Source organism: Staphylococcus sp. HMSC06C11, from assembly GCF_001808345.1.
In the GTDB taxonomy this organism is placed as follows: domain Bacteria; phylum Bacillota; class Bacilli; order Staphylococcales; family Staphylococcaceae; genus Staphylococcus; species Staphylococcus capitis.
Window position 1 is genome coordinate 384366 of sequence record NZ_KV793038.1, and the last position, 25262, is coordinate 409627.

Annotated in this window: 24 protein-coding genes, 1 riboswitch and 2 other annotated features (1 of these 27 only partly in view); of the genes, 1 reads left to right on the forward strand and 23 read right to left on the reverse strand. The window is 32.2% G+C overall.

Features of this window, described 5'->3' with window-relative positions:
* Nucleotides 1–21, reverse strand: a binding site (T-box leader); it reaches 227 nt to the left of the window's first position.
* Between the two features lie 58 nt (nucleotides 22–79).
* Complete coding sequence (locus tag HMPREF3154_RS05270; RefSeq protein WP_023350138.1) at nucleotides 80–640, forward strand: DNA-3-methyladenine glycosylase I; 561 nt, start codon at nucleotides 80–82, stop codon at nucleotides 638–640.
* Between the two features lie 52 nt (nucleotides 641–692).
* On the opposite strand, the gene HMPREF3154_RS05275 is transcribed toward HMPREF3154_RS05270, so the two are convergent.
* From HMPREF3154_RS05275 to mutM, 23 genes are all read right to left on the reverse strand, one after another.
* Complete coding sequence (locus HMPREF3154_RS05275) at nucleotides 693–1760, reverse strand: AbrB family transcriptional regulator (protein ID WP_023350137.1); 1068 nt, start codon at nucleotides 1758–1760, stop codon at nucleotides 693–695.
* A 97-nt stretch (nucleotides 1761–1857) separates the two neighbouring features.
* Entirely contained in the window at nucleotides 1858–3141 is a 1284-nt protein-coding gene (gene hemL / locus HMPREF3154_RS05280) for a glutamate-1-semialdehyde 2,1-aminomutase (RefSeq protein WP_002435979.1), read from the reverse strand.
* Nucleotides 3142–3169: 28 nt separating this feature from the next.
* Nucleotides 3170–4144 carry a porphobilinogen synthase gene (hemB, locus tag HMPREF3154_RS05285; protein WP_023350136.1) on the reverse strand — a complete coding sequence of 325 codons (975 nt, stop codon included), beginning with the start codon at nucleotides 4142–4144 and terminating at the stop codon, nucleotides 3170–3172.
* Nucleotides 4134–4814, reverse strand: coding sequence for a uroporphyrinogen-III synthase (locus HMPREF3154_RS05290; protein WP_037560641.1), 681 nt, complete (start codon nucleotides 4812–4814; stop codon nucleotides 4134–4136). Before HMPREF3154_RS05290 ends, hemB begins: the two co-directional genes overlap by 11 nt.
* Nucleotides 4815–4848: 34 nt before the next feature.
* Nucleotides 4849–5778, reverse strand: a complete 930-nt coding sequence (gene hemC, locus HMPREF3154_RS05295; RefSeq protein ID WP_023350134.1) for a hydroxymethylbilane synthase — start codon at nucleotides 5776–5778, stop codon at nucleotides 4849–4851.
* Nucleotides 5779–5844: 66 nt separating this feature from the next.
* Nucleotides 5845–6657: a cytochrome C assembly family protein gene (locus HMPREF3154_RS05300; protein WP_023350133.1), complete on the reverse strand. Its 813-nt coding sequence runs from the start codon at nucleotides 6655–6657 to the stop codon at nucleotides 5845–5847.
* 21 nt (nucleotides 6658–6678) lie between these two features.
* Nucleotides 6679–8025 (reverse strand): glutamyl-tRNA reductase, encoded by a 1347-nt coding sequence (hemA, locus tag HMPREF3154_RS05305; protein WP_023350132.1) that lies wholly within the window; start codon nucleotides 8023–8025, stop codon nucleotides 6679–6681.
* Between the two features lie 203 nt (nucleotides 8026–8228).
* The gene (gene yihA / locus HMPREF3154_RS05310; RefSeq protein ID WP_002453415.1) at nucleotides 8229–8816 is read right to left on the reverse strand and encodes a ribosome biogenesis GTP-binding protein YihA/YsxC; all 588 of its coding nucleotides are present in this window, start codon (nucleotides 8814–8816) and stop codon (nucleotides 8229–8231) included.
* A 145-nt stretch (nucleotides 8817–8961) separates the two neighbouring features.
* A complete protein-coding gene (clpX, locus tag HMPREF3154_RS05315; protein ID WP_002436051.1) occupies nucleotides 8962–10224 on the reverse strand; it encodes an ATP-dependent Clp protease ATP-binding subunit ClpX in 1263 nt (420 codons plus the stop codon).
* 389 nt (nucleotides 10225–10613) lie between these two features.
* A complete protein-coding gene (tig, locus tag HMPREF3154_RS05320) occupies nucleotides 10614–11915 on the reverse strand; it encodes a trigger factor (RefSeq protein ID WP_023350131.1) in 1302 nt (433 codons plus the stop codon).
* Between the two features lie 163 nt (nucleotides 11916–12078).
* Entirely contained in the window at nucleotides 12079–13002 is a 924-nt protein-coding gene (locus tag HMPREF3154_RS05325; protein WP_070474437.1) for a hypothetical protein, read from the reverse strand.
* A gap of 19 nt (nucleotides 13003–13021) precedes the next feature.
* Nucleotides 13022–13630, reverse strand: a complete 609-nt coding sequence (locus tag HMPREF3154_RS05330) for an NUDIX domain-containing protein (RefSeq protein WP_023350129.1) — start codon at nucleotides 13628–13630, stop codon at nucleotides 13022–13024.
* A 180-nt stretch (nucleotides 13631–13810) separates the two neighbouring features.
* The gene (rplT, locus tag HMPREF3154_RS05335; protein WP_002436058.1) at nucleotides 13811–14167 is read right to left on the reverse strand and encodes a 50S ribosomal protein L20; all 357 of its coding nucleotides are present in this window, start codon (nucleotides 14165–14167) and stop codon (nucleotides 13811–13813) included.
* A gap of 48 nt (nucleotides 14168–14215) precedes the next feature.
* Complete coding sequence (rpmI, locus tag HMPREF3154_RS05340; RefSeq protein WP_001830767.1) at nucleotides 14216–14416, reverse strand: 50S ribosomal protein L35; 201 nt, start codon at nucleotides 14414–14416, stop codon at nucleotides 14216–14218.
* A 27-nt stretch (nucleotides 14417–14443) separates the two neighbouring features.
* Nucleotides 14444–14971 (reverse strand): translation initiation factor IF-3, encoded by a 528-nt coding sequence (gene infC, locus HMPREF3154_RS05345; RefSeq protein WP_002436083.1) that lies wholly within the window; start codon nucleotides 14969–14971, stop codon nucleotides 14444–14446.
* Nucleotides 14972–14998: 27 nt separating this feature from the next.
* Nucleotides 14999–15122 (reverse strand) — a sequence feature (ribosomal protein L20 leader region).
* 60 nt (nucleotides 15123–15182) lie between these two features.
* Complete coding sequence (locus HMPREF3154_RS05350; RefSeq protein WP_023350128.1) at nucleotides 15183–16682, reverse strand: amino acid permease; 1500 nt, start codon at nucleotides 16680–16682, stop codon at nucleotides 15183–15185.
* A 220-nt stretch (nucleotides 16683–16902) separates the two neighbouring features.
* Nucleotides 16903–17078: riboswitch (Lysine riboswitch) on the reverse strand.
* 49 nt (nucleotides 17079–17127) lie between these two features.
* Entirely contained in the window at nucleotides 17128–19065 is a 1938-nt protein-coding gene (gene thrS, locus HMPREF3154_RS05355) for a threonine--tRNA ligase (protein ID WP_002453420.1), read from the reverse strand.
* A gap of 347 nt (nucleotides 19066–19412) precedes the next feature.
* Nucleotides 19413–20333 carry a primosomal protein DnaI gene (gene dnaI / locus HMPREF3154_RS05360; RefSeq protein WP_002469660.1) on the reverse strand — a complete coding sequence of 307 codons (921 nt, stop codon included), beginning with the start codon at nucleotides 20331–20333 and terminating at the stop codon, nucleotides 19413–19415.
* Nucleotides 20333–21718, reverse strand: coding sequence for a replication initiation and membrane attachment family protein (locus HMPREF3154_RS05365; protein ID WP_030058645.1), 1386 nt, complete (start codon nucleotides 21716–21718; stop codon nucleotides 20333–20335). The genes dnaI and HMPREF3154_RS05365 overlap by 1 nt, the downstream gene beginning before the upstream one ends.
* Nucleotides 21719–22189, reverse strand: coding sequence for a transcriptional regulator NrdR (nrdR, locus tag HMPREF3154_RS05370; protein WP_002436018.1), 471 nt, complete (start codon nucleotides 22187–22189; stop codon nucleotides 21719–21721). It abuts the gene before it with no gap.
* A 355-nt stretch (nucleotides 22190–22544) separates the two neighbouring features.
* Nucleotides 22545–23570 carry a type I glyceraldehyde-3-phosphate dehydrogenase gene (gap, locus tag HMPREF3154_RS05375; protein ID WP_023350126.1) on the reverse strand — a complete coding sequence of 342 codons (1026 nt, stop codon included), beginning with the start codon at nucleotides 23568–23570 and terminating at the stop codon, nucleotides 22545–22547.
* Between the two features lie 196 nt (nucleotides 23571–23766).
* A complete protein-coding gene (gene coaE, locus HMPREF3154_RS05380; RefSeq protein ID WP_023350124.1) occupies nucleotides 23767–24366 on the reverse strand; it encodes a dephospho-CoA kinase in 600 nt (199 codons plus the stop codon).
* Nucleotides 24367–24381: 15 nt separating this feature from the next.
* Nucleotides 24382–25254, reverse strand: coding sequence for a bifunctional DNA-formamidopyrimidine glycosylase/DNA-(apurinic or apyrimidinic site) lyase (gene mutM / locus HMPREF3154_RS05385; protein ID WP_002436128.1), 873 nt, complete (start codon nucleotides 25252–25254; stop codon nucleotides 24382–24384).
* Between the last annotated feature and the right edge of the window lie 8 nt (nucleotides 25255–25262).

Sequence of the window (25262 nt, forward strand, 5' to 3'; positions counted from 1 at the left end):
CTTCCCTATCATTATATTCATTTACTTATTTATAGTATAATGGATACATCAATAAGTCAATGTATTGGAGGTAAAATTTATGAATGAGTGCGCCTTTGGTACTAAAGATGAAACATATTTAGAATATCATGATTATTTTTGGGGTCAACCTTTATATGATAGTAAAGAACTTTTTAAGTTAATCGCCTTAGAATCCCAACATGCCGGTTTATCATGGCTTACCATCTTAAAGAAAAAAGAATCCTATGAAGAAGCATTCTATAATTTCGAACCAAAAAAGGTTGCCAAAATGTCTGATAAAGATATTGATCGCCTTATGGAATTTCCTAATATAGTTCATAATAGAAAAAAGTTAGAAGCTATTGTTAGCCAAGCACGAGGTTACTTACAAATTGAAAAAGATTATAAAAGTTTTAGTGATTTTCTTTGGTCATATGTTAATCATCAACCTATTAATATGGGTTATAAAAAACCCAGAGATCGTAAAACAGTAGATGATAGAGCTACACAACTTTCTAAAGATTTAAAAAAATATGGTTTTAAATTTTTAGGTCCTGTCACTGTATTTTCATTTCTTGAGGCTGCAGGATTATACGATTCACATCTTGAAGGATGCCCTGTTAAACCGAGCCATTCTTAGATAGAAATAAACGCATTTCCTATCAACTTAGGAAATGCGTTTTATTATTTATTTAACGAGATTTCGCTCTAAATTTTAAGAAGTAATTAATCACAGGTGCAACTAAGAAAAGAATGAAGAAAATTCTAAAGATGTGATAGCTTGAAATCATTGCTACATCAGCACCAGTAGCTATAGCTACTAAAACTATTTGACTCATACCTCCTGGGGCTGCACCTAAGAATAATTCATTAATTGAATTATGCGTGAAAAGATGTATGATAACCACCATTATAAAAGCCGAAATAATTAACATTATATTCTGAAAAGCTATTGCTACTGCGATACGACCTTTTAAATCATTAAGTAGATGAGCAATTTGAAGGCCTATACGTATCATATAAATCACTTGCGCAGATGCGAGTAACCAATTATCTAAAGTGAAATTTAAATTTGTAGTCATATTCCAAACAATTAAGACAAATATAGGAGCTAACAATTGTTTAGTAGGAAAGTTAATTTTCGCCATCAAGAAATAAACTATTGCTACAGCTAAAAATATTATGATTATTTGCCAAAAATCAAGAGCCTGTGTCAATGCTGGAGCTTTGCTTACATGTTCCCCAGTGGTATTATGGGAATCTTGGAAAAAATATGAAATCAACGGAACTAATATAACCACAAATATTATACGAGATGTTTGAGTTAAACTTACAACTAAAATATTAGCTTTCTTATCTTCCTCAGCCATAATTAACATTTGGCTTAATGCACCTGGAATTACACTTAAAATAGCTGTTTCCGAATTAACTTGAGCTATTTTCTTAAAGAAATAAGCTATTAATAATGCTAAGACTAATAAAAGTACAGTTACTATGATGATTGTTAACCAATCATTTTTTATATCACCGATCACTGTTTTCGTAAAAGTAGAACCAATTTGTACGCCAAGAAATATTAAACCAATTTGACTTAACCAAAAAGGCCATTTGATCTCCAATTTAAATGCTTTCACACAAATAACCGCTGCAATAATTGGTCCAAACATGAAAGGCAACAGTATGTGAGAAATCTTTAATATTAAACTTATTATTATAGCTAATGCTAAGACAATAAAGTTATTTCTCTGTATATTATTCATCTTATCTCACTACTTTCATAAAAGAACATTAACAAAACTTAGACTGGGATAATAGCTATCACCCCAGTCATTTATCTTTTTTATTTAGTTCAATTTATCATACAATACGGCCTAGTGCGTTATCAAATGCTTGAATTGTTTTTTCAATATCCTCTTTAGTATGAGCCATTGAAAGGAAAGTACCCTCGAATTGAGATGGCGGTAAGAATACACCTTCTTTTGCCATTTCTCTATACATATTACTAAATAGTTCTAAATCACTTTTATTTGCTTCATCAAAATTAGTAACAGGGCCCTCATTTAGGAAGTATCCTATCATTGAGCCTGCTCTATTTACAGTAATAGGTACATTATGTTTAGCGAATACATCTTTTAGACCTTTTTCAAGAATGTCCCCTAATTCATTAAAATATTCATAAGACTCAGGAGTTAGCTGACTTAATGTTTCATACCCACTCGTCATTGCTAAAGGATTTCCTGATAGAGTTCCAGCTTGATAAATATTTCCTACTGGAGCTATTTGATCCATAATTTCTTTTTTACCACCAAATGCACCAACTGGTAATCCGCCACCAATAACTTTTCCTAAACAAGTTAAGTCTGGAGTAACACCAAAGTAACCTTGAGCACAATTATATCCTACGCGGAAACCAGTCATTACTTCATCAAAAATAAGTAAAGAACCATATTCATTTGTAATGTCACGTAAACCTTGTAAGAATCCTTCTAAAGGCGGAACTACACCCATATTACCTGCTACTGGTTCAACAATTACACCAGCGATATCGTCACCATATTTTTCAAAAGCTAATTTTAATGATTCTAAATCATTATAAGGAACTGTTATTGTGTTTTTAGCAATTCCCTCTGGTACACCAGGAGAGTCCGGTAATCCTAATGTAGCTACGCCAGAACCAGCTTTAATTAATAAAGAATCACTATGACCATGATAGCAACCTTCAAACTTAATTATTTTACTACGACCTGTATACCCTCTAGCTAAACGTAGAGTATCAAGTGTAGCTTCAGTACCTGAAGACACCATTCTTACTTTTTCTATTGATGGCACTCTGTCAATCACGAGTTCTGCTAGTTTATTTTCTTGTAACGTTGAAGCACCAAAGCTTGTACCGTTATCAACTGCTTCATGAAGCTTTTCTATCACACGTTTATTTTTATGTCCTAAAATTAGTGGTCCCCAACTTAGTACATAATCAATGTATTCATTGCCATCTATATCATATATTTTAGAACCGTCTGCATGATCCATAAAAATAGCAGGTGTATCTACCGATTTAAATGCTCTGACAGGGCTATTAACACCTCCAGGCATTAAATTTTCAGCTGTTTCCATAGCTTTTATAGATTTTTCATAACCCATAAATAAAATCCTCCTTAGTAGTGATTCATTACTTATCTAAATAGCGACAAATATCCTTAGCAAAGTAAGTGATGATTAAATCCGCACCAGCACGTTTCATAGAAATCATTTGTTCCATCACAATTTTTTCTTCATCAATCCAACCATTGAGGGCCGCAGCTTTAGTCATGCTATATTCACCACTGACATTGTATGCAACAACAGGAACATTAGTATTATTTTTTACGTCTCTAACAATATCTAAGTAACTTAAAGCTGGCTTAACAATCATCATATCGCAACCTTCTTTAAGATCGCTTTCTAATTCTCTCAATGCTTCTAAACGATTTGCTGGATCCATTTGATAAGTTTTTCTGTCACCGAAAGATGGAGCTGAATCTGCTGCATCACGGAACGGACCGAAGAAACTAGACGCATATTTAATACCATAACTCATAATTGGAATATTTTCGTACCCAGCTTGATCTAAGCCTTTCCTAATTTCTGCAACGAAACCATCCATCATATTACTTGGAGCGATAATATCTGCGCCTGCTTCTACTTGTGATATAGCAGTTTTAACTAATAAAGGTAATGACTTATCATTGTCAACATCATGAGTATGATCATCAATAACGCCACAATGGCCGTGATCTGTATATTCACATAGACAAGTATCCGCAACAATTAACAAGTCATCATACATTTTTTTAGCAATACGCGTTGCTTCTTGTACAACACCGTTATGATCGTATGCACCTGAACCTACATCGTCTTTGTTATTAGGCACTCCAAAGAACATTATTGCTCTAATGCCTAAATCATAAGCATCTTTAATTTCTTCATGTAATAGATTTAAACTAATTTGATATACACCAGGTAGTGAATGAATTTCAGATTTAATGTCATCTTGTTCGACTACGAAAATAGGATAAATTAAATCCTCTTTTCTCACGTGTGTCTCTCTCACTAAATCTCGCATTGTATGAGAAGAACGTAGTCTTCTATGTCTATCAAATTTCATTATTCTCCCTACTTTCTAAAATTTTGGCTATTATTGATTCCGAAGTTTGTGAATCAGCAACTTGCACATTTTGATTATAATTTTTAAGAACTGTAGCTGTTTGCTTACCTATCGCATAGTAATGGTGAAACTCTGGAGTATCTCCATTTTCAAAATAATAACGAACTGCAGATGAGCTTGAGAAAGTTATAGCATCTAATTCATTATTTTTTACAAGTTGTTTAACCTCATTAATATTTTGATGGTGAGGTATAGGTTTATATAAATCAATCTTAATCACAACATTATTAATATTCAATTGATGTGCTAATTTTGGTCGTGCAAGCTGACTAGAAGGAAGTAAGATTCGCTGATTCATAGAATTAAACTCTTTAAGAAATCCTTCTTGAGAAAAATCACTTGGAATAAAATCAACATTTATATTTAAATCCTCACAGTATTGAGCCGTTTTCTCGCCGATAACTGCTACCTTCTTAACTTTAACGCTTTTTAAATACTCATAAAAGTATTTGACTGCATTTTTAGAAGAAAAAATAAGCCAGTCATAGTCATGATTAAGCAAATGCTCATTAAACGAAAGTTCTTGTATTTGAATCAATGGTTTATGAATAATATTGACTAAATTACTTTGAACTTTACTTGTTTGGGTCATAACTATAACTGGTTTCATCATTGAGTTCCACCTTTAAGACATGGTAATCTTTTTAATTATTTTCCTCATTTAACTTTCTAATAATTTCATAAGCGCCTTGTTCTTTCAATACGCGACTAACTTCTTGACCTAATTCAACAGGATCTAAACCTTTGGCAGTATGTTCATAACGTTCTTTTCCATCTGGTGTCATAATTAATCCTGTGAACTCGATTTGCTTATCACCATCTATAGTGGCGTACCCACCGATGGGTACTTGGCAACTGCCATCCATCTCCGACAAGAAGGTACGTTCAGCAGTAACACATTGTGCGACATCTTGATTATGCACTTTTTTAAGCAACTCTAAAAGTTCTTTATCATCGCTTCTACATTCTATACCTAGTGCTCCTTGTCCAATAGCTGGTAGAAGGACATCTTTATCTAAATAAGTTGTAACTATGTCGTCTGACCAACCCATACGTTTTAGACCTGCTGCAGCGAGTATAATTGCATCATAATCTTCTGTTTCTAATTTTTTTAAACGCGTATCTATATTACCGCGGATCCATTTAATTTCCAAATGAGGATATTTAGATAAAATCTGTGCACCTCGACGAAGTGAACTTGTACCGACTATACTACCCTCTGTTAACTCACTTAGTGGGGTGTGATTTTTCGAAATATAAGCATCGAATGGAACTTCACGATCTGGAATACATCCTAATGTAAGACCTTCGGGAATAATACTTGGCACATCTTTCAGAGAATGAATAGCCATATCGCTTTCTTTATTAAATAATTCATTTTGAATTTCTTTAACAAATAGACCTTTACCTCCAACTTTGGATAGTTGTTTATCTACAATTTGGTCCCCTTTTGTAACAATTTCTTTGATTTCGATGTCTAAATCAGGATCGATTTTTTTTAATTTATCTATAAATTGTTGACTTTGAGTCAAAGCTAGTTTACTTCTACGTGATCCAACAACGAGTTTACGCATATGTTGAATGCCTCCTAGGTACTAAAATCTATTAAATACTCGAAATAGTAAAAATTAAGCAACTTTTTAATTAAAGTGCGTTGTAAAGAATAAATTAATCATACTAAGACAGAATAGAATGATATTAAAATAAATTAAATTTCTTTGTGCAATCCATTTTCTAATACGTAACAGGATGTAAACACCATATAATAAAGTAATAATTGAAGAAAAGATAACTTTTGGATCTATAAAAATACGATTACCGATGGCAAAAACGCCCCATTGAGCACCTAAAATAATACTCAAAATAAGAACGATAAAGCCTATTAGTGTGGAGTAAAATATAATCGACTCTAAAGTAGCGACGCTACCAATTCTAAAGTAATTTTGATCAAAAATTTTCTCTTTTAAGTTTCTATATTGAATAATGTATAGCAAAGCATTCACAAATGCTACTGCAAAGAAGGCGTAACTTAACACAGCTAAACCTATATGAACAAGTAAAAGTTCATTAATCACAGCTACTTGTTGTACCTGTGTTTGATAGTGTTCAGGCTGAAACGTGTTCATCGCCATAAGTGCTAATCCTACTAAATTCAAGAAGAAAACGGAGAAATTAAGAACTTTAATTAAATTCAATATTAAAGAAAGTGAAATAATAATCCACGTAAGTGTGAAAAAGACATCAAATATCGAATTTAAAGGCACTTTTTGAGTTTGAATGATAAAAACAGATAAAGAGATTGTTTGTAATACCCAAACAATCCCTAATGAATAAACGCCTAAAGTCCTAACTTTATAACTTTTACTAATAAAATCTATAAAATAGAACACTATACTTAGAATATATATAATTAATATAATTTCATGAAATCGAATAAACAGGGTTTCTTGCATATTATCACCATATTAATATGCTTATTCAAAACTAAAAATTCGACGAGCAGAGATCTCCTGTGCTTTACTCTCTTTTTCTAGCTTAGCCTTTTCTCTAGGATCTTCGGCTTCAATGTCAAAAATGTTTTGAAATAGCTCTAATTTTTCAGTACTTTTCTTATCACTACTTAATTCTTTAGCCTGTTTGATTGGATCTTTCAACATTTGATTAATAATACTTTTTGTATGCTTAGAAATTACTTTTCTTTCTCTTTCTGAAAGATGAGGTAATTTACGGTCAATACTATCCATCGTTTCTGATTGTATATCCATAGCTTTATCACGTAATGCTCGAATGACAGGTACGACACCTAACATATTAACCCATTCATTGTGTGAGTCAATTTCAGCTGGAATTTGTTGTGCAATCGTTTCAGCTGCAAGTTGACGTTCTCTTAAATTAGCGTCAACTAAACCTTTTAAATCATCAACGTCATAGTTAAAAATATTAGTGATTGCATCGATACCTGGTTCAATATCACGAGGTACCGCTATATCAATCATAACCAATGAATCAACTTTTCTACGATCAGAAATTTGATTAATCATTTCATTAGTAATGATATAATCTTGAGAACTTGTAGAGCTGATTACAATATCAGTTTGCTCTAACAATGAAGGTAAAGCATCTAAAGAATCAAATGATACATTATGTTTATTAGCTAAAATTTCTGCTTTAGCTAGAGTACGATTGACAATAGTAATGTTTGAGATACCAGAACCTAAAAGATTTAAGAGTGATAATTCACTCATTTCCCCTGCACCAATAATGACAGCATGTTTACTTTTTAATTTACCGAATACCTTTTTAGCTAATTCAACTGCAGCGTATGAAACACTTACTGCATTATCTGCAATGTCTGTTTCACTATGTGCGCGTTTAGCAAAAGTAATTGCCTGTTTAAATAAATGATTAAATATCGTTCCAGTAGTACCTGTTTCTTGGGCAAGGAAGAATGCATCACGCATTTGACCTAAAATTTGAGTTTCACCAAGTACTATTGAATCAAGACCAGAAATCACACGCAATAAATGTTCTACTGCGTCGTCCCCCACTTTGACTTCTGACATTACTTTAATATCATCTACATCGAATCCAAATGAACGTGCTAAAAATCGTTGAATATAGTAGCGTCCTGTATGGATTTGATCAACAACGGCGTATACTTCAGTACGATTACATGTAGATAAAATGACATTTTCTAAAATAGATTTAGTTTCATATAAATCTTCATGGGCTAATCGCAAGGCATCATCTCTAAAAGCAACTTGCTCTCTTAATGCTACATCAGCAGTTCGATGATTTATGCTAATTGCAATAAAATGCATTTATAACGCCCTCCATATACTAACAATAATCCAAGTATAACACATTTATATACACATTTAAGTTGATTGCTCAAATAAATTAGAAATATTCTAATCTAACTTCAATTTTTTGTCAAAATCATTACAAGCATTAATATTATCTTCCATCAAATATAGTTCATATCTAAATTTGTACTCGTTTAAGCAATCTTAATCAATAATAATTATAAATAAGTTGAGATGAGATCCCAAATTTGTTGTTGCTTATTATTTTTAATAGAAGAATAACTAATAATACTGTCCTCAGGTTCTAATTCAAGTTTATCCTTAATATTTTTTAAATGCTTTTGCACTTTTCCTTTAGCGATTTTATCTTCTTTAGTGCAGATAACTAGAGTAGGTATATCAAAATGTTTGAGATAATTATACATAAGCACATCATCTTCAGTCGGATTATGTCTTAAATCAACGAGTTGTATGACAAGTCTTAGATTTTCTCGTTGAGTTAAATACTCTTCTATCATTTTTCCGAATTTTTCTCTTTGTGCTTTACTCACTTTTGCATAGCCATACCCTGGTACATCTACAAAGATAAGTTGTTCATCGATATTAAAGAAATTAAGTGTTTGAGTTTTACCAGGTTGTTGAGATGTTCGAGCCATATTTTTTCGTCCTATCATACTATTGATAAATGTTGATTTACCAACATTTGAACGACCGCTTAAAGCAACTTCTGACAAATTTGTCTCAGGATATTGAGCCTCTTGAACAGCACTAATTATTAATTCAATATTATTAGGATTAATATTCATGTTAGATCCTCTCTTTATCACTTAAATTTAACTTAACTCTAACATTATATATGATTTAGTGTCGATAAGATATATTTGATTATATATTTAAATCAACACATAAAAAAACAGTGTCACAGAAGTGTGACACTGTTTAGCTTTTAAATTAAGCAGAAGTTTTATCTTCATTAACAAGATTACCTTCTGAATCATATAATTCAGGTTCAATCTCTTCATTAATTGTATTTTCAGTTATAACAACTTTACTTACATTTTCAGTTGATGGCACGTCATACATAATATCAATAAGTGCTTCTTCAATAATAGAACGTAAACCACGAGCACCAGTCTTACGCTCAATAGCTTTTTCACTTATAGCAGATAACGCTTCTTCAGTGAATTCTAACTCAACATTATCTAACTCAAGCATTTTAGTATATTGTTTAACTAATGCATTTTTAGGTTGAGTTAAAATATTTTTAAGCGCTGCAACGTCTAATGTTTCAAGGTTTGCAACAATAGGAACACGTCCGATAAATTCCGGAATTAAACCATATGATTGTAAATCTTCAGGTCTAATTTGTTCTAATAGTGCTTCTTCATCGTATTTGTCTGCTTCATTACTAGCAAAGCCAATAACTTTTTCACCTAGACGACGTTTGATAACTTCATCAATACCATCAAAGGCACCGCCTAAAATAAATAATATATTTGTCGTATCAATTTGAATTAATTCTTGATTTGGATGTTTACGGCCACCTTGTGGAGGAACACTTGCAGTTGTACCTTCTAAAATTTTAAGTAATGCTTGTTGTACACCTTCACCTGAAACATCACGTGTAATTGAAGTATTTTCAGATTTACGAGCAATTTTATCAATCTCATCTACATAAATGATACCTTTTTCAGCTTTATCTATATCAAAGTCTGCAGCTTGGATTAAACGTAATAGTATATTTTCAACATCATCACCAACGTAACCGGCTTCAGTAAGACTTGTTGCATCAGCAATAGCAAAAGGTACATTAAGCGTTTTAGCTAATGTTTGAGCTAATAATGTTTTACCGCTACCCGTTGGACCTATTAAAGCGATGTTACTTTTCTGTAGTTCAACATCATCATCGCTTGGTCCTAATTGTTGAATTCGTTTGTAATGATTATATACAGCTACTGCTAATGATTTTTTAGCTTTTTCTTGGCCGATAACATATTCATTTAAATGATCCATTATTTCTTTAGGAGTTGGTAATTCAGTAAATCCTTCAGACGTATTTTGAGCTAATTCTTCTTCAACGATTTCAGAGCATAATTCAATACACTCATTACAAATATATACGCCACTTCCTGCGACTAATTTTTTAACTTGATCTTGGTCTTTACCGCAGAAAGAACATTTTAAATTTTCTTCATCTTCATTGAATTTGAACATTCTTATATACACCCCTATTCTTTAAAGACTATACTAGATTGTATTCTACAATGCAACTTTATACATTTACAATTTATCTGCTTACATAGTTATGAGGCTGGGACATGATTCATTGTCTCAGCCTCACTCAACATATTGGCAGTAGATGTCTGAATTGGAAGCGCGCTTATACCAAGATTCTTCCAACATATTCATCTTTGTCAACAGGGCCCAACATAGTGAATTTCATTTTAGCGAAATTCTACAAGTAGGGTAAGTTGGGAGAGGGACAATGAAAATAATTTTGACAAATTATATTTCGCCCCTCTCCCACTTTATGACATTAACATAGTATACGAACAATCAGTAATTGATTAAATAGCGCAAGTTAAATTAACTTTACTTGTTAATTAGTCTTCTTTTGTTGATTCAACATATTTAGCATTATCTCTTAATAAGTCAATAACTTTTTGGATACGAACATCATTTTTAACAATGTCAGTATTACCTAATGTTGATTTAATATCTTCAACTGAAATATTAAATTGTTCACTCATTTTTTCTAATTCTTTATCGATGTCTTCGTCTGAAACTTCAACATTTTCAGCATCAGCAATAGCAGTTAAAGTTAAGTTTGTTTTAACGCGTTGCTCTGCATCGTCTTTCATTTGTTCTCTTAGTTGATCTTCATTTTGACCTGAGATTTGATAATAAGTTTGTAAATCTAAACCTTGTTGTTGAATTCTTTGGCCAAACTCTTGAATCATACGATCTAATTCAGTGTTAACCATAGCCTCTGGAATGTCGATTGTAGTGTTCTCAGTTGCTTTGTTGATGGCTTCTTCTTTTTCAGTATTTTCAGCTTCAGTAGCTTTTTGTTCAGATAAACGTTTGCGTAAGTTTTCTTTATACTCATCTACTGTTTCAGCATTAGAATCTAATTCGTTCGCAATTTCATCATTAAGCTCTGGAACGTCTTTATATTTAATTTCATTGACTTTAGTTTTGAAAGTAGCTTCCTTACCAGCTAATTCTTCAGCATGGTATTCTTCTGGGAATGTAACGACTACATCTTTTTCTTCGCCAGTTTTCATACCTTCTAATTGTTCTTCAAATCCTGGAATGAATGAACCAGAACCAACTTCTAGGTCGTAACCTTCAGCTTGTCCACCTTCAAATTCTTCACCGTCAACAGAACCTGTGAAGTCGATGTTTACTGTATTGCCATTTTCAACAGCTCCATCTTCTTTAACAACCATTTCTGCTAAATGACCTAAACTATGATCAATTGATTCTTGCAATTCATCATCTGTAAGTTCAGTATCTTGTTTTTCAATTTCAAGACCTTTATAGTCGCCCAATTTAACTTCAGGTTCAACTGTTACTGTAGCATCGAAAATAAAGTCTTTACCTTTTTCAATTTGAGTAACGCTTACTTCAGGTTGCGCTACTGGGTTGATACCAGTTTCATCAATAGCTTCACCGTAAGCTTCAGGTAATAAGATATCAACTGCATCTTGGTATAATGCCTCTACACCAAAACGTTGTTCAAAAATTTGACGAGGCACTTTACCTTTACGGAAACCAGGCACATTAATTTGTTTAACTACTTTTTTGAATGCTTGATCTAATGCTTTGTCTACTTTTTCTGCTGGAACTGTAACTGTTAATACGCCTTCGTTACCTTCCTTTTTTTCCCAAGTTGCTGTCATGTATAAATACCTCCATGATTGACTAATTTATTTTTTCAACTTCCCTATTATATCATAGGTTCAAAACGTAAACAAACATTGAAAATACTGACTTTTTCATGTTTATTTGTTTTCAATAGATACTATATTAAAATTCTTTTAGCTAATTTGCAACAAATGAATTTTAGCTTTCAATATCTAAAGATTTTATGAATTCAAGTGTGTTTAAGTTTTCAACAGTTATATCTATACCAAGTAACGCTTTGAAATAAACATCGTATGCATTTATCCAATCTTCTATATCATACAAATCTTCAATATTTAATGGATATAGAAGAATCGAGTGATTATTCATGATATGATGAGCCACATCTACAATATTCAAAGCCCCATCTTCAAGCCTTTGAATTACTTGAGGAATAACTAGTTTCTTCATTATTGTATGTTCAAGTCCACATAATTTCGATGGTATAACTTGTGCACTAAGACGATATTTGTTAATATCAATTGTTCGTTGATAACCCGCAAATCTTAAATATTCTAGCATCAAGCTTTTTATATTATTAGGTAAATCTAATGTTGTTAATAAATGAGCGATACTTTCTTTAAATTGATAATGACCGTTATCAATAAGTTGGAGGATTAGTGCTGTCTGTTCTCTACTATTGAACTCATCAAATTGAGATAAAGAAGTTGAAATCATTTTTCTATCTTGATCAAGTTTAGATTGTGCATATTCTTTCAATGGAAATAATTCCATTCTCGTTTTATGATTTTTAACTTCATCGATAATTTGATTAATTACTTCGACCGCTTGGTAATATTGACCTAATCCATTTAAACTTTTTATATAATAAATCATTAAATCGTCATAGCAATTTAATCCACGCTTTAATAATATAATTGCTTCTTCTCTTAATTCTAAAAAAGAGCTCATCTGATGAAGCATCCAACATTTTTTCAATGCTAATTCTTCACTAAGTTCAAAATGCATTTCATACTTCTCAAACAAATCATACATTAAATCAAGATCAAGACTCGTTTGAGCTTCATTAATTTGCTTTCTTATTTTCTCCTCTGATTGTGGAAATGGAATTACATTTGACATTGATTATGCACTCCAATCTTTATAAATCTTGAAGAATTAAAGCACTCCATGTCTCAAAATCATCATACGACTCAATACTACCCTTTTCTACCCATTTAATTCTAAGGGTATCTGTCTCTTTCGCTTCAACATCAGTAGTACTTACAGTTATTTTAAAAACAATGCCCATGTGAACTTTTCCTACTTCATTATTATCATCGTTAATAAATCCAAGATATTCCATGTTTTGAGAATCTTCTTTTGCAAGGCCAACTTCTTCTTCTAATTCTCTTTGAGCATTAACTCTTAGTACTTCATTGATAGAGTCTGCTCCCATAACATCGTTCATATGACCACCTACTCCTATAGAAGATTGACCATGCAACCTTTTTTCTCCTCCGCCAGATAAGCGCTCATATACAAGGATTTCACCTTTTTCATTTTCTAATAAACAATATGAAATAAGCTGTTTAAATGTGGAATCCTCTTCCATATCTCCACGTCTTTTTACTTCGTATTCATTTAGTGCATTAAAGATATCTTTACCTTTAATATTATTTTTATGTAAAAATCCATTAAAAGCATTTTTCTCATCATTAAATAGTACTTTTCGTGGAACAACGATAATTTGTTCATCAAATTTAGACATATTAATCTCCTTTAGGTATATACTTTTATATCAGTCATTTTAGCAAAAATCTACTTATTTTGCGATTTACTTTATTATGAAGTTTTAATAACAAAAATCTTAATGGCAATTGATAATGATACACAACTATGAATTGCCATAAAAAAAGAGATGACACCTGAGTCATCTCTTAATCTAATATTATTTTAAAGCTTCTTTAGCTTTAGTAACTAATTCACCGAAAGCTTTGTCATCTGAAATAGCAATTTCTGATAACATTTTACGGTTAATATCGATTTCAGCTTTTTTCAAACCGTTCATTAAACGAGAATAGCTGATGTCGTGTTGACGTGCAGCAGCGTTAATACGTGTAATCCATAATTTACGGAAGTCACGTTTACGTTGACGACGGTCACGGAAAGCATATTGACCTGATTTCATTACTTGTTGTTTAGCTACTTTATATAATGTATGTTTTGAACCGAAGTAACCTTTAGCTAATTTAATCGTTTTTTTACGACGTGCTCTTGTTACTGTTCCACCTTTAACTCGTGGCATAATAATTCCTCCTTAGATATTATCTATCTTGTAATTTCGTATTAAATATTATTTTTTGTAAGCTAATAATTGTTTTACGCGTTTCATATCACTTTTTGAAACTAATTTAGCTTTACGTAATTGACGCTTTTGTTTAGTGTTTTTGTTTGCGAATAAGTGAGATGTGAAAGCTCTTGAACGTTTTAATTGACCAGAACCAGTTCTTTTAACACGTTTAGCAGCTCCACGGTGAGTTTTCATTTTAGGCATGATTCATTTCCTCCTATTATTTAACGATTATTTTTCATTGATAGGCGCTAACATGATAAACATTTGACGCCCTTCCATTTTAGGCTTTTGTTCAACTGTTGCTATATCTTTACATTCATCTGCAAATTGTTCTAATACACGTTGACCAATTTCTTTATGCGTAATCGCACGACCTCTGAAACGAATAGAAACTTTACATTTGTCGCCTTTAGATAAGAATTTACGTCCATTTTTCAACTTAGTTTGGAAATCATGTTCCTCAATTGTTGGACTTAAACGTAATTCTTTAACATTAATGACTTTTTGTTTCTTCTTCATTTCTTTTTCTTTTTTCTGTTGTTCGAATTTATATTTACCGTAGTCCATAATTCTCGCAACAGGTGGTTTCGCATTTGGTGCGACAACAACTAAATCTAAATCAACTCGTTCAGCCATTTCTAAAGCTTCACGTTTCGATTTCACACCAATTTGATCACCATCTTGGCCGATTAAACGTAGTTCTTTTGCACGAATTCTCTCATTAACTTGAGTTTGATCTTTTGCTATGGTTGACACCTCCTAGAGTTTTACGAAATTGTCCCAAGCAAAAAAGAAGAGCGAGTAACAATACCCGCTCTTCTTCCACACATTTATTGTGTAACATGATTAACCTGCCAACTGCTATTGCGTCGCTACAGGTGAGAAGCGGGTGCTTCTACTTGGTTCGTTTCGTATTCAACGTTACTAATCATATCAATAATAAACATGTAAGTCAATTGTTTTTTTGTTATTTATTGTGATGTCTAATTTCATCCATCGAAACATCTTGTCTTAAATCAACTTTTTTAAGTGGAATCATTTTCGTTTTATAGCGTAGCTTATGGTAAATGAAGAATGCTAAGAAAACAGGTATTCCCATATAAGTAATAACAAAACGATTAAGATCAAAATGTCCTGTTTTTATAAAGTCTACATCTTGTCCGATGATAACAATTATACATAATATACCTGCAAATATAGGGCCAAATGGGAACAGCTTAGCCTTATATTTAAGTTTACTTTTATCATAATCTTGTTTATCAAATGCTCGTCTGAATCTATAGTGACTTATTGCTATACCTACCCAAGCGATAAACCCTGTCATACCACTAGCTGCAACAATATATTCATATGCATCTCCACTTATATGCTGTAAAGCAAAGATAATTACAACAAGTACACCAGTAGCAATTAATGATAAATAAGGTACGCCACTTTTGTTAGTCTTACCAAAAGAAGAAAATGCTAATTTGTCTTTACTCATTGAATATAACATACGAGTTGATGCATACATTCCTGAGTTACCAGCAGATAAAACAGACGTTAATATAACGGCGTTCATAAATGATGCTGCAAAAGCAAGACCAGCATTTTTGAACACAAGTGTAAATGGAGAAGTAGAAATGCTATCTCCACCGCCCATTAGAGACTTACTATCATAAGGAATTAACATACCTATTATGAATATTGCTAAAATGTAAAATAATAAGATACGCCAAAACACTTGCTTAATCGCTTTAGGGACGGCTCTTTCTGGATTTTCAGACTCACCAGCTGTGATACCTATTAATTCTGTTCCTTGGAATGAGAAACCTGCAACAAGGAATACTCCTAAAATTGATAATAGGCTACCACCTAAATTTCCACCTAGAATAGGACCATCACCTTTGGTAAATGTATCAAAACCGACGTATTTACCACCCATAATTCCAACAATTGTTAATAAACCAATGACAATAAATATAACTACAGTTATTACTTTTATTAAAGCGAACCAATATTCACTTTCACCATAAATTCTCACTGATAAAGAATTTAGGGCAAATATAATTACTAAAAAGATACAACTCCAAACCCACGCTGGTATACCTTGCATAGGTGACCAATACTGTATAACCTGTGCAGCAATGGTAACATCAGCAGCAACAGTTATTACCCAGTTAAACCAATAGTTCCAACCTAATGCAAATCCCAGTGATGGATCAACAAAGCGTGTAGCATATGTACTAAATGAACCGGAAACTGGTAAATAAGTAGCCATTTCCCCAAGAGATGTCATCAGGAAGAATACCATTGTACCAATAATTGCATAAGCAATTAAAGCACCTAACGCACCAGCATCATGAATAGCACCACCAGATGTCATGAATAGACCTGTACCAATACAACCGCCTATAGCGATCATTGAAATATGACGGTCTTTTAATCCTCTTTGGACACCGTCATTTTGATTTTCTTTTTTACTCATAGAAGCTCCCTTTCCTTGTCTTAGAGGCTAACATGTAACTATTTTTCTCTTTGTGTAATAAATATATATTTTAAATATGAAAGTTTGATTAAAAAATTTATAAGCAACAAACTTTGTAACAATAATAGCACTAAATCATTTAATAAGCTAAATACTACACAATACGAAAATAAAAAGTGGTTACATACCTTTAAGATATGCAACCACTTAGGTTTTATCTATATAAGGTAGCACATCACATTCTGTGACAGTACAGCTTCTTGTCGAAAACTGTCCCAACAATTATAAATTATGGTTTTACAATTGTTTCGGCATCGTTACCTTTCACTAATTCAACACATGTCCCATACGACTTCTGACTAGTTACTAATTAAAGATGCAACCTCTAACTCTAATTTTATTTCATTCATCTGTAATATACATGATACGACCTATCTTTTCAAGGTTATCTATGTTTTTTCAAACGAATTTCATCCACCAAATTCCAAATAAATTCATCTTTTTCAAGTGTTTCTTGATCTTGGGAACCATATTGTCTTACATTGACTTCATTATTTTCTACTTCTTTATCCCCTACAACAATTTGGTATGGTATTTTTTGCATTTGCGCTTCACGAATTTTATAACCCATTTTTTCATTACGATCATCAATCTCAACACGAACGCCTTGCGATTTAAGTTCATCTTGTAATTGGCGGGCGTAATCATAATGTAAATCTACATTAACTGGAATGATTTCGACTTGTTTTGGTGCTAACCATGTTGGGAAAGCTCCTTTAGTTTCTTCAGTAAGGAATGCGACGAAACGTTCCATTGTAGAAACAACACCTCGGTGAATAACTACTGGTCTATGTTGTTCACCATCACTACCAATATAAGTGAGTTCAAAACGTTCAGGTAGTAAGAAATCAAGCTGCGCAGTAGATAAAGTTTCTTCTTTACCCATCGCAGTTTTAACTTGAACATCAAGTTTAGGACCATAAAATGCCGCTTCACCAATAGCTTCTACATATGGTAGACCCATTTCATCAACTGCTTCTTTGAGCATTGATTCAGCTTTATTCCACATTTCATCATCATCCATATATTTTTCTTTATCTTCTGGGTCTCTGTAGCTTAATCTGAAAGTGTAATCCTTAAAACCGAAGTCTTCATAAACTTCTTGAATCATATTGACTACTCTTTTGAACTCTTCTTTAATTTGATCTGGTCTCACGAATATATGAGAATCGTTAAGAGTCATTCCACGAACACGTTGTAAACCTGAAACTGCACCACTTGCTTCATATCTATGCATAGTACCTAATTCCGCAATACGGATTGGTAATTCTCGGTAAGAGTGTGGTTTATTATTATAAATCATCATATGGTGTGGACAGTTCATTGGTCTTAATACCATTTCTTCAGTTTCATCTAATTTCATAGGTGGAAACATGTCATCTTGGTAATGATCCCAGTGACCAGAAGTTTTATATAAATCAACATTTGCTAATACTGGAGTATATACATGGTCATATCCCATGCTCACTTCTTTATCTACAATATAGCGTTCAATTTCACGTCTGATTGTAGCGCCATTTGGTAACCATAAAGGTAATCCAGCACCAACAAGTTGGCTATTAGTAAATAATTCTAAATCTTTACCGATTTTACGGTGATCTCTTTCACGACGTTCTTCAAGCATTTGTAAATGCGCTTTTAAATCCTTTTTATCAAAAAACGCAGTACCGTATATACGTTGTAACATTTTATTGTTACTGTCACCACGCCAATAAGCACCTGCAGTTGATAGTAATTTAAACTCTTTTATCTTAGAAGTCGAAGGTACATGTACACCACGACATAAATCAGTGAATTCACCTTGTGAGTATAAAGTAACGCTCTCATCTTCTGGAATTGCATCAATAAGTTCTAATTTATATGGATCATCTTTGAAGAATTCTTTAGCTTCATCTCTACTTACAACTTTTCGTTCTATTTTATAATTCTCATTAACGATTTGCTTCATCGTTTTTTCTATTTTTTCAAAATCATCTGATGATACTTTTTCATCCATATCAAAGTCATAGTAAAATCCGCCTTCAACCACCGGACCTACACCAAATTTCACATCACCATATAAACGCTTCAAAGCTTGTGCCATTAAATGCGCAGTAGAATGTCGTAAAACCTCTAAAGCCTCTTCACTACCTGGTGTAACAATCTCAATTGATCCATCTTCCTCAAGTGGTCTAGTTAAATCTACCATTTGACCATTAAATTTACCTGCTACAGCTTTCTTTCTTAAACCTGGGCTAATAGATTGAGCGATGTCTTCAGTAGTAGTACCTTTATCAAATTCTTTTGAATTACCATCTGGAAATTGAATATTAATTTGATCCATATTAAACCCTCCTAAATATTAAAAAGATCTGATCGTTGACTTATTGAATGATTAAGATAAATATCCACAAAACAAAAAACTCGCCCCCTATAACAAGGGACGAGTTTGTCGTGGTACCACCCTAGTTGCTCAGCTTTATAAAAATAATAACTAAGCTACTCTACATGAGATAACGGTCTCGAGCCGGATATTCATTACAAATATCATTATGAAGTAGTAATAATTTAATATATTAGCCATATTCTCATCAACTAATGACTTTCTGTGTAATAGTGATTAAATTATCTTATCTTCAATAGTTTCAACGATTAAGATTTAAGTCCATTATACACCTCATAAGATAAAATTCAATTGTTTCTATAATTTTTACCTTCTAAATAATATGGCGTAGATAGTGTTTTCACACGTTCAATAATTCTAGCTGCTTTAGTTTTCTCAGCTCCATCTCTCGTCATAGATAAATGATGCTCTAATTCACTATAGTCGAAGTTCGAACTGAAAAACGTAGGTAACTCATGAACCATTCTATAATGTAATAATGGTCCGATAATTTCATCTCTTACCCATGGTGTAACCTCTTCAGCACCTATATCATCAAGCATAAGTATATTAGCTTCACGCACACGTTCTAGTTTCTTTTCAAAACTACCGTCTTTGAAGCCACCTTTTAAAGTACGAATAAATTCAGGTAAGTAAACAATAGTGGATGAAATCTTCTTCGATTTGAGTTGATTAGCAACTGCACCTAATATAAATGACTTACCTGTTCCAAAAGGGCCATACAAATATAATCCTTTTACTTTTTCATTATTAGCTATATTTGTGCATATTTCATCTGCAGCCATCGCTACGTCCAAACGATCACGTTCAGTCATGTAAATATCTTTTAATTTTGCATCTAATGTATCACGTTGCATATGATGTGAGGTGATGAGTTGAGAGTTAAAGCGTTCTTCATCATGTTTAATTTTACATGGACATTTCAAATATCTAATCTTAATTCTTTCATTTTCTATATACAACTCAGGTACGTGCCCTTTAACAAAATTAGGACATTCTTCAAAACGATGACCATCATAATGCTTCTGTTGATCTTTATACTCTTGTAAAACATTTAAATCTTCATCAATCATTGCATTCGTAAGTTGAGATTGATGTTGCTCTAGAAACTCTTTAACATCTGGGTCTTTTATAACATTTTGCTTGATTTTCTCAATACGTTTATTTAAGTCGTCTGACGCACCCATTATGTTCTTGAAACTTTTCATTACTCATTGCCCTCCTCCCATTTTTTATTCAAACGTTCTAAGAATGCTTTTCGATCTTTTTCTAATTTTTCATCTTTTGTGGTTGAATCTTTTGTAGCTGATGAATTTGATTGAGCCTCTCTATTTTCAAGCCATTTTGGAGTTTTCTCTTTTGAAATAAGTTGCTTGTTTTGTCTGGAATAGTTTCTATTCCCTTTGAAATTTTGGTCATAACTTTTAGGTTGATTAACTTGAAGTGCATAGTTGTACGCTTGCTTAGCTGTTTTAATATCTTTTTTCTTCCAATTTGATGCAATTTCGAATATGTAAGATTTGGGTAACTTCATATCTTCTTTTAGCATAACAAATTGCAATAGTATATTAATCACACCGAAACTCATTTTTTCTCTATCAATTAATTCTTCAATCATACTTTTTTGTGATTGCGTAGGTTCAGAACCTGACCAACTCGCTAACATATCTATAGGACTAGTTTCGTCTAATAGTTGTAACCATTCATCAGTATTATCTAGGGGTGTATCTTTTTCTTGAGTTGATTTATCAAAAGACTCACCTTTCAATTGTAATTTAGGCAAATGATTTTCGTGTTCAATCAAATAATATGATCGTGCTTGCTTGCGCATTTCTTCAAATGATAATTGTTGTGCACTAGTAATTGAATTTAATATAACTTTTTTCATTCCATCGGCAGTCAAACCATATAACGTAGCCAATTGAATAATTAATTCTTTAGCATCTTTAGTTACGATTTCATTACTGATAAAGTGTTGATTTAACATATGGCTCAACATTTCGAAATCAAATGTCTCATTGGATAAATCAATACCACTATAGTGATTAGCTTGTTTAAGATTAGATAAATCTTGATTCAAAACCTTTTTGGGTACATTAAAAACTTCAGTAAACTTCCTAGTCGTTTGTTGATAATGACTTAAATCCTTTTTGTCTTTTTCAAAATGATTCTTTAAAGACTGATAACGATTTTTATCAACTTCACTATATAAAAAAACAGATAACATAGGATCATTAAAAAATTGATAAGCTGTAGGAGGTTGTATTAATTGATATACAAATCGTGTTTGCTGCTCTTCATGCTTAACAAAGGTTTTAATTAACCCGATAGCTTCTAAATAATCCATCTGCTTTCTAAAGTCTAAAAGATTGATTTTTAACTCATTCATAAATATGTAATGAGTGAGCGGATAATGATGATGGTCGTCTACAAATTGATTGATAAAGTGATAAAGCCCTATAGATTGCGGACCGATTAACGGCGTAAAGAGACGGTTCAATATTTCTAAATGTTCTGTCGTTAATTGAAATTCTTTGATGACTTCGAAGCTATCTTGAGGTCTTAACCCATACTCATACGACTGTAATCCCATTTAATAATCACTCCGTTTATTATCACTCAAGATTCCTTGCATTGAAGCAAGTAATTGGTCAACGTCCTTAAACTCTTTGTAGACAGATGCAAATCTAACATATGAGACTTGATCAACATGCATTAATAATTTCATAACATGCTCTCCTATATCTCTTGAGGATATTTCAGTTTGACCTTCGTCACGTAATTGCCATTCGACTTTATTGGTAATATCTTCCAATTGTTGGTATCTTACTGGTCTCTTTTCACAAGATCTCACTAACCCATTTAATATTTTTTCTCTTAAAAATTGTTCTCGAGTACCATCTTTTTTAACAACGATAAGCGGACTTACTTCAATGTGTTCAAAAGTAGTAAACCGAGTTCCACAATTTTCACATTCTCTTCTTCGTCTTATTGCATTTGCATCATCTGCGTGTCTAGAATCAACTACTCTAGAATGTGTTGAATTACATTTTGGGCATTTCATTTATGTCACCCTCTTAAGTTTGATTAACGTACATTATACTACATAATTGTATTGTAAAAAAGAAAGGTTATTTACGCTAGAATTTAGATTTTAATGCTATAAATATAGATTTTTAAATGATATTTTACTATAAAATTGAATCTTTGGATAAATGTTTAAAACAGAAATTTAAATTAAGTTAATTACGCTTTCTAATGTTTTTATTATAAAGATATAAGTCTTACTACAAATTTCCAAAAAGAAAGCTGTCAACAAAGGATAAAGATCAACCAATATGAGTTAGATGAATACTAACTTTATGATTGTTCATACTTTGTCGACAGCTTATAATTACATGTCTTATACTGTTTTTTAATTATACTGCTTTAACAGTGGCCACTTTCTCAATCAGTTCTCCAATTTGTTCAGCTACTTCTACAACACGATTAGAGTAACCCCATTCATTATCATACCAAGCAATTACTTTTACTTTATTCTCACCCATAACCATAGTAGATTGAGAATCTAAAACTGCAGAATTAGGATTCGTATTAAAGTCTACTGATACTAAAGGTGCATCTTCAACATCTAAAATGCCATCTAAGTCCGATTGTCTAAATGCTTCATTTACTTCTTCAGCAGTGACATTTTTTTCTAAATCAACGACTAAATCAACAAGTGAGACATTCTTAGTTGGAACACGTAAAGCCATTCCATGAAGTTTCCCTTCAACTTCTGGTAACACTTCTTTAAGCGCTTTAGCGGCACCAGTTGAAGTTGGAATAATACTTTCATTGCAAGAACGTGCTCTACGTAAATCCTTATGAGGATTATCAATATTTTTTTGATCGTTAGTAATGGCATGAACAGTTGTCATTAAACCATTTACAATGCCAAACTTATCATTCAAGACCTTTGCAACTGGACCGATACAATTGGTAGTACATGAAGCATTACTAAAGATGTCATATTGATTAATATCAAGTTTGTCATCATTAACACCTTTAACAATCATTTGTACCTCTCCACCTTTTGAAGGGCCTGTGAGTAATACTTTCTTTGCACCTGCATTAATATGAGCAATGGCTTTATCTCCATGATTAAATTTACCAGTAGCTTCAATAACAATGTCGATATCTAATTCATTCCATGGTAAGTTTTCTGGATTTCTATCAGAAACAAGTTTAATTTCATGATTATCTACTTTAATACCATTTTCTGTTGCTTCAACTTTTTTATCATATGTACCATGAGTTGTATCATAATTAATTAAATGTGCAATAGTTTCAGAAGGATAACTTGCATTAATCGCTACAACATTTAAGTTTTCGTTTTTTAAAGCTATACGTAGCACCATTCTTCCAATTCTACCCATTCCATTAATCGCGATATTCGTTGACATTAAAAAGCACCCCTTGAACATTTATTTATATGTTATACTTTATGAAATTAGTATAACATATTATCTGTCTTTTGAAAGCGTTTCCCTATACTCATGTTCGAACTTTTATCTATCATTTTAAATAAGTTATACTTATTATTTAACATACAAAAATAAAAAACGTACACAAAACAATGCTTTGTGTACGTTAACTTTATTAATCGATATAACCTTCTTCTTCAAGAAGTTGTTGTAAATTTTGTTTTAATTCAAGTTTATCACCTAGATTGTCTATGACATGATCCGCCATTCTACTTTTCTTATCAATAGATATTTGACTATACACACGTGCCTTAGCATCTTCTTGTGATAAATCATTTCTTTCCATTAAACGTTCAATTTGAATACTTTCAGAAGTGTAAACTACCCAAACTTCATCCACAGTATCTTGTAAATCATTTTCAAATAACAAAGGAATATCCATAATGACATTGTATCCCTCATTTAGGTAGTGATTCTTCTCTTCTTCCATTATTTCTCTAACAATAGGATGAACTATCTTATTAAGTTCTATTCGTTGTTCTGGATTATTAAAGACAAGTTCTCCAACATATTTACGATTCATCTCACCATTGTCGTCAATAGCTTCTTGACCAAATTTCTCTCTTATTTGATCTAATCCTTTTGAACCCTTCTTAACAGCTTTTCGAGATGCAACATCCGCATCAACAACCTTAAATCCATAAGCAGTTAATAATTCTGAGACTGTTGATTTACCAGTTGCGATTCCACCTGTTAGTCCAATAATCTTTGGCATATTTTCACGCTTCCTTTATTTCTGACAATTTGGGCAAAAATGACTATTTCTAGTGGCAATCACTTTTGTTTCTATTTCATGCCCACATGTTTTACAATATTTCTGTTTATAAACATTTAAATGCAATTGCATTTCTCCGGTTTTACCGTCAGCATGGCGATAATCAGAAATACTTGTTCCACCGTATTTAATACCCTCTTCAAGAACTTCTCGAACATAATAAAATAACATCTCTTTTTGTTGATGACTCAATGAGTTAGCAATTTTATCAGGTCGAATACCAGTTCTATAAAGTGCTTCACAAGCATAAATATTACCAGCACCGGCAATCACTTTATGATCTAAAATCATTTGTTTAATAGGTTTATTAGCGTATTTATTAATATCAAAACAACTCAGATAATGTATCATTGCTTCTTTATCAAATGGTTCTGGAGCTATTTCTAGAAAAGGAGGATAACTTTCATAATTGGCAATATTTCTAATTTCTCCAAAACGTCTAATATCTGAGTAAACTAATTTTTTACCATTGTTAAGTTCGAAAATCACTTGCCAATGTTTACGGTAATTTGGCGTTCCAATTTCTTCTAAATCATCTACTACAAAAAATCCTCCTGCCATACCTAAATGACTTATCAAAATTCTATGATCATTGTCTTTTTCAATATGAAAAACGATGTACTTACTACGCCTAAGAACTTCAGATATAACATAACCTTCAGTTAATTTTTTAAAACTATCTAACTCTATACCTTTTATAATTGTTTCTCTTTGATTATTTTTACCTTCGATTACCTTCTCTGAAAAAATAACTTTATCAATTTTTTCATTTATTACAAAAGGTTCTATACCTCTTTTAACATGTTCAACTTCTGGTAATTCTGGCATATTTTAAT

Bases quoted from the DNA above. Each gene is read 5' to 3' on its own strand.
- HMPREF3154_RS05270 (WP_023350138.1), top strand. From the start codon at position 80: ATGAATGAGTGCGCCTTTGGTACTAAAGATGAAACATATTTAGAATAT.
- yihA (WP_002453415.1), bottom strand. From the start codon at position 8,816: ATGAATATTAATCCTAATAATATTGAATTAATAATTAGTGCTGTTCAA.
- rplT (WP_002436058.1), bottom strand. From the start codon at position 14,167: ATGCCACGAGTTAAAGGTGGAACAGTAACAAGAGCACGTCGTAAAAAA.
- HMPREF3154_RS05330 (WP_023350129.1), bottom strand. From the start codon at position 13,630: ATGTCTAAATTTGATGAACAAATTATCGTTGTTCCACGAAAAGTACTA.
- gap (WP_023350126.1), bottom strand. From the start codon at position 23,570: ATGTCAACGAATATCGCGATTAATGGAATGGGTAGAATTGGAAGAATG.
- HMPREF3154_RS05365 (WP_030058645.1), bottom strand. From the start codon at position 21,718: ATGGGATTACAGTCGTATGAGTATGGGTTAAGACCTCAAGATAGCTTC.
- HMPREF3154_RS05300 (WP_023350133.1), bottom strand. From the start codon at position 6,657: ATGCAAGAAACCCTGTTTATTCGATTTCATGAAATTATATTAATTATA.
- HMPREF3154_RS05350 (WP_023350128.1), bottom strand. From the start codon at position 16,682: ATGAGTAAAAAAGAAAATCAAAATGACGGTGTCCAAAGAGGATTAAAA.
- HMPREF3154_RS05325 (WP_070474437.1), bottom strand. From the start codon at position 13,002: ATGTCAAATGTAATTCCATTTCCACAATCAGAGGAGAAAATAAGAAAG.
- thrS (WP_002453420.1), bottom strand. From the start codon at position 19,065: ATGGATCAAATTAATATTCAATTTCCAGATGGTAATTCAAAAGAATTT.
- hemA (WP_023350132.1), bottom strand. From the start codon at position 8,025: ATGCATTTTATTGCAATTAGCATAAATCATCGAACTGCTGATGTAGCA.
- tig (WP_023350131.1), bottom strand. From the start codon at position 11,915: ATGACAGCAACTTGGGAAAAAAAGGAAGGTAACGAAGGCGTATTAACA.
- hemC (WP_023350134.1), bottom strand. From the start codon at position 5,778: ATGCGTAAACTCGTTGTTGGATCACGTAGAAGTAAACTAGCTTTGACT.
- coaE (WP_023350124.1), bottom strand. From the start codon at position 24,366: ATGCCAAAGATTATTGGACTAACAGGTGGAATCGCAACTGGTAAATCA.
- rpmI (WP_001830767.1), bottom strand. From the start codon at position 14,416: ATGCCTAAAATGAAAACTCACCGTGGAGCTGCTAAACGTGTTAAAAGA.
- clpX (WP_002436051.1), bottom strand. From the start codon at position 10,224: ATGTTCAAATTCAATGAAGATGAAGAAAATTTAAAATGTTCTTTCTGC.
- mutM (WP_002436128.1), bottom strand. From the start codon at position 25,254: ATGCCAGAATTACCAGAAGTTGAACATGTTAAAAGAGGTATAGAACCT.
- HMPREF3154_RS05290 (WP_037560641.1), bottom strand. From the start codon at position 4,814: ATGAAACCAGTTATAGTTATGACCCAAACAAGTAAAGTTCAAAGTAAT.
- hemL (WP_002435979.1), bottom strand. From the start codon at position 3,141: ATGGGTTATGAAAAATCTATAAAAGCTATGGAAACAGCTGAAAATTTA.
- nrdR (WP_002436018.1), bottom strand. From the start codon at position 22,189: ATGAAATGCCCAAAATGTAATTCAACACATTCTAGAGTAGTTGATTCT.
- dnaI (WP_002469660.1), bottom strand. From the start codon at position 20,333: ATGAAAAGTTTCAAGAACATAATGGGTGCGTCAGACGACTTAAATAAA.
- hemB (WP_023350136.1), bottom strand. From the start codon at position 4,144: ATGAAATTTGATAGACATAGAAGACTACGTTCTTCTCATACAATGCGA.
- HMPREF3154_RS05275 (WP_023350137.1), bottom strand. From the start codon at position 1,760: ATGAATAATATACAGAGAAATAACTTTATTGTCTTAGCATTAGCTATA.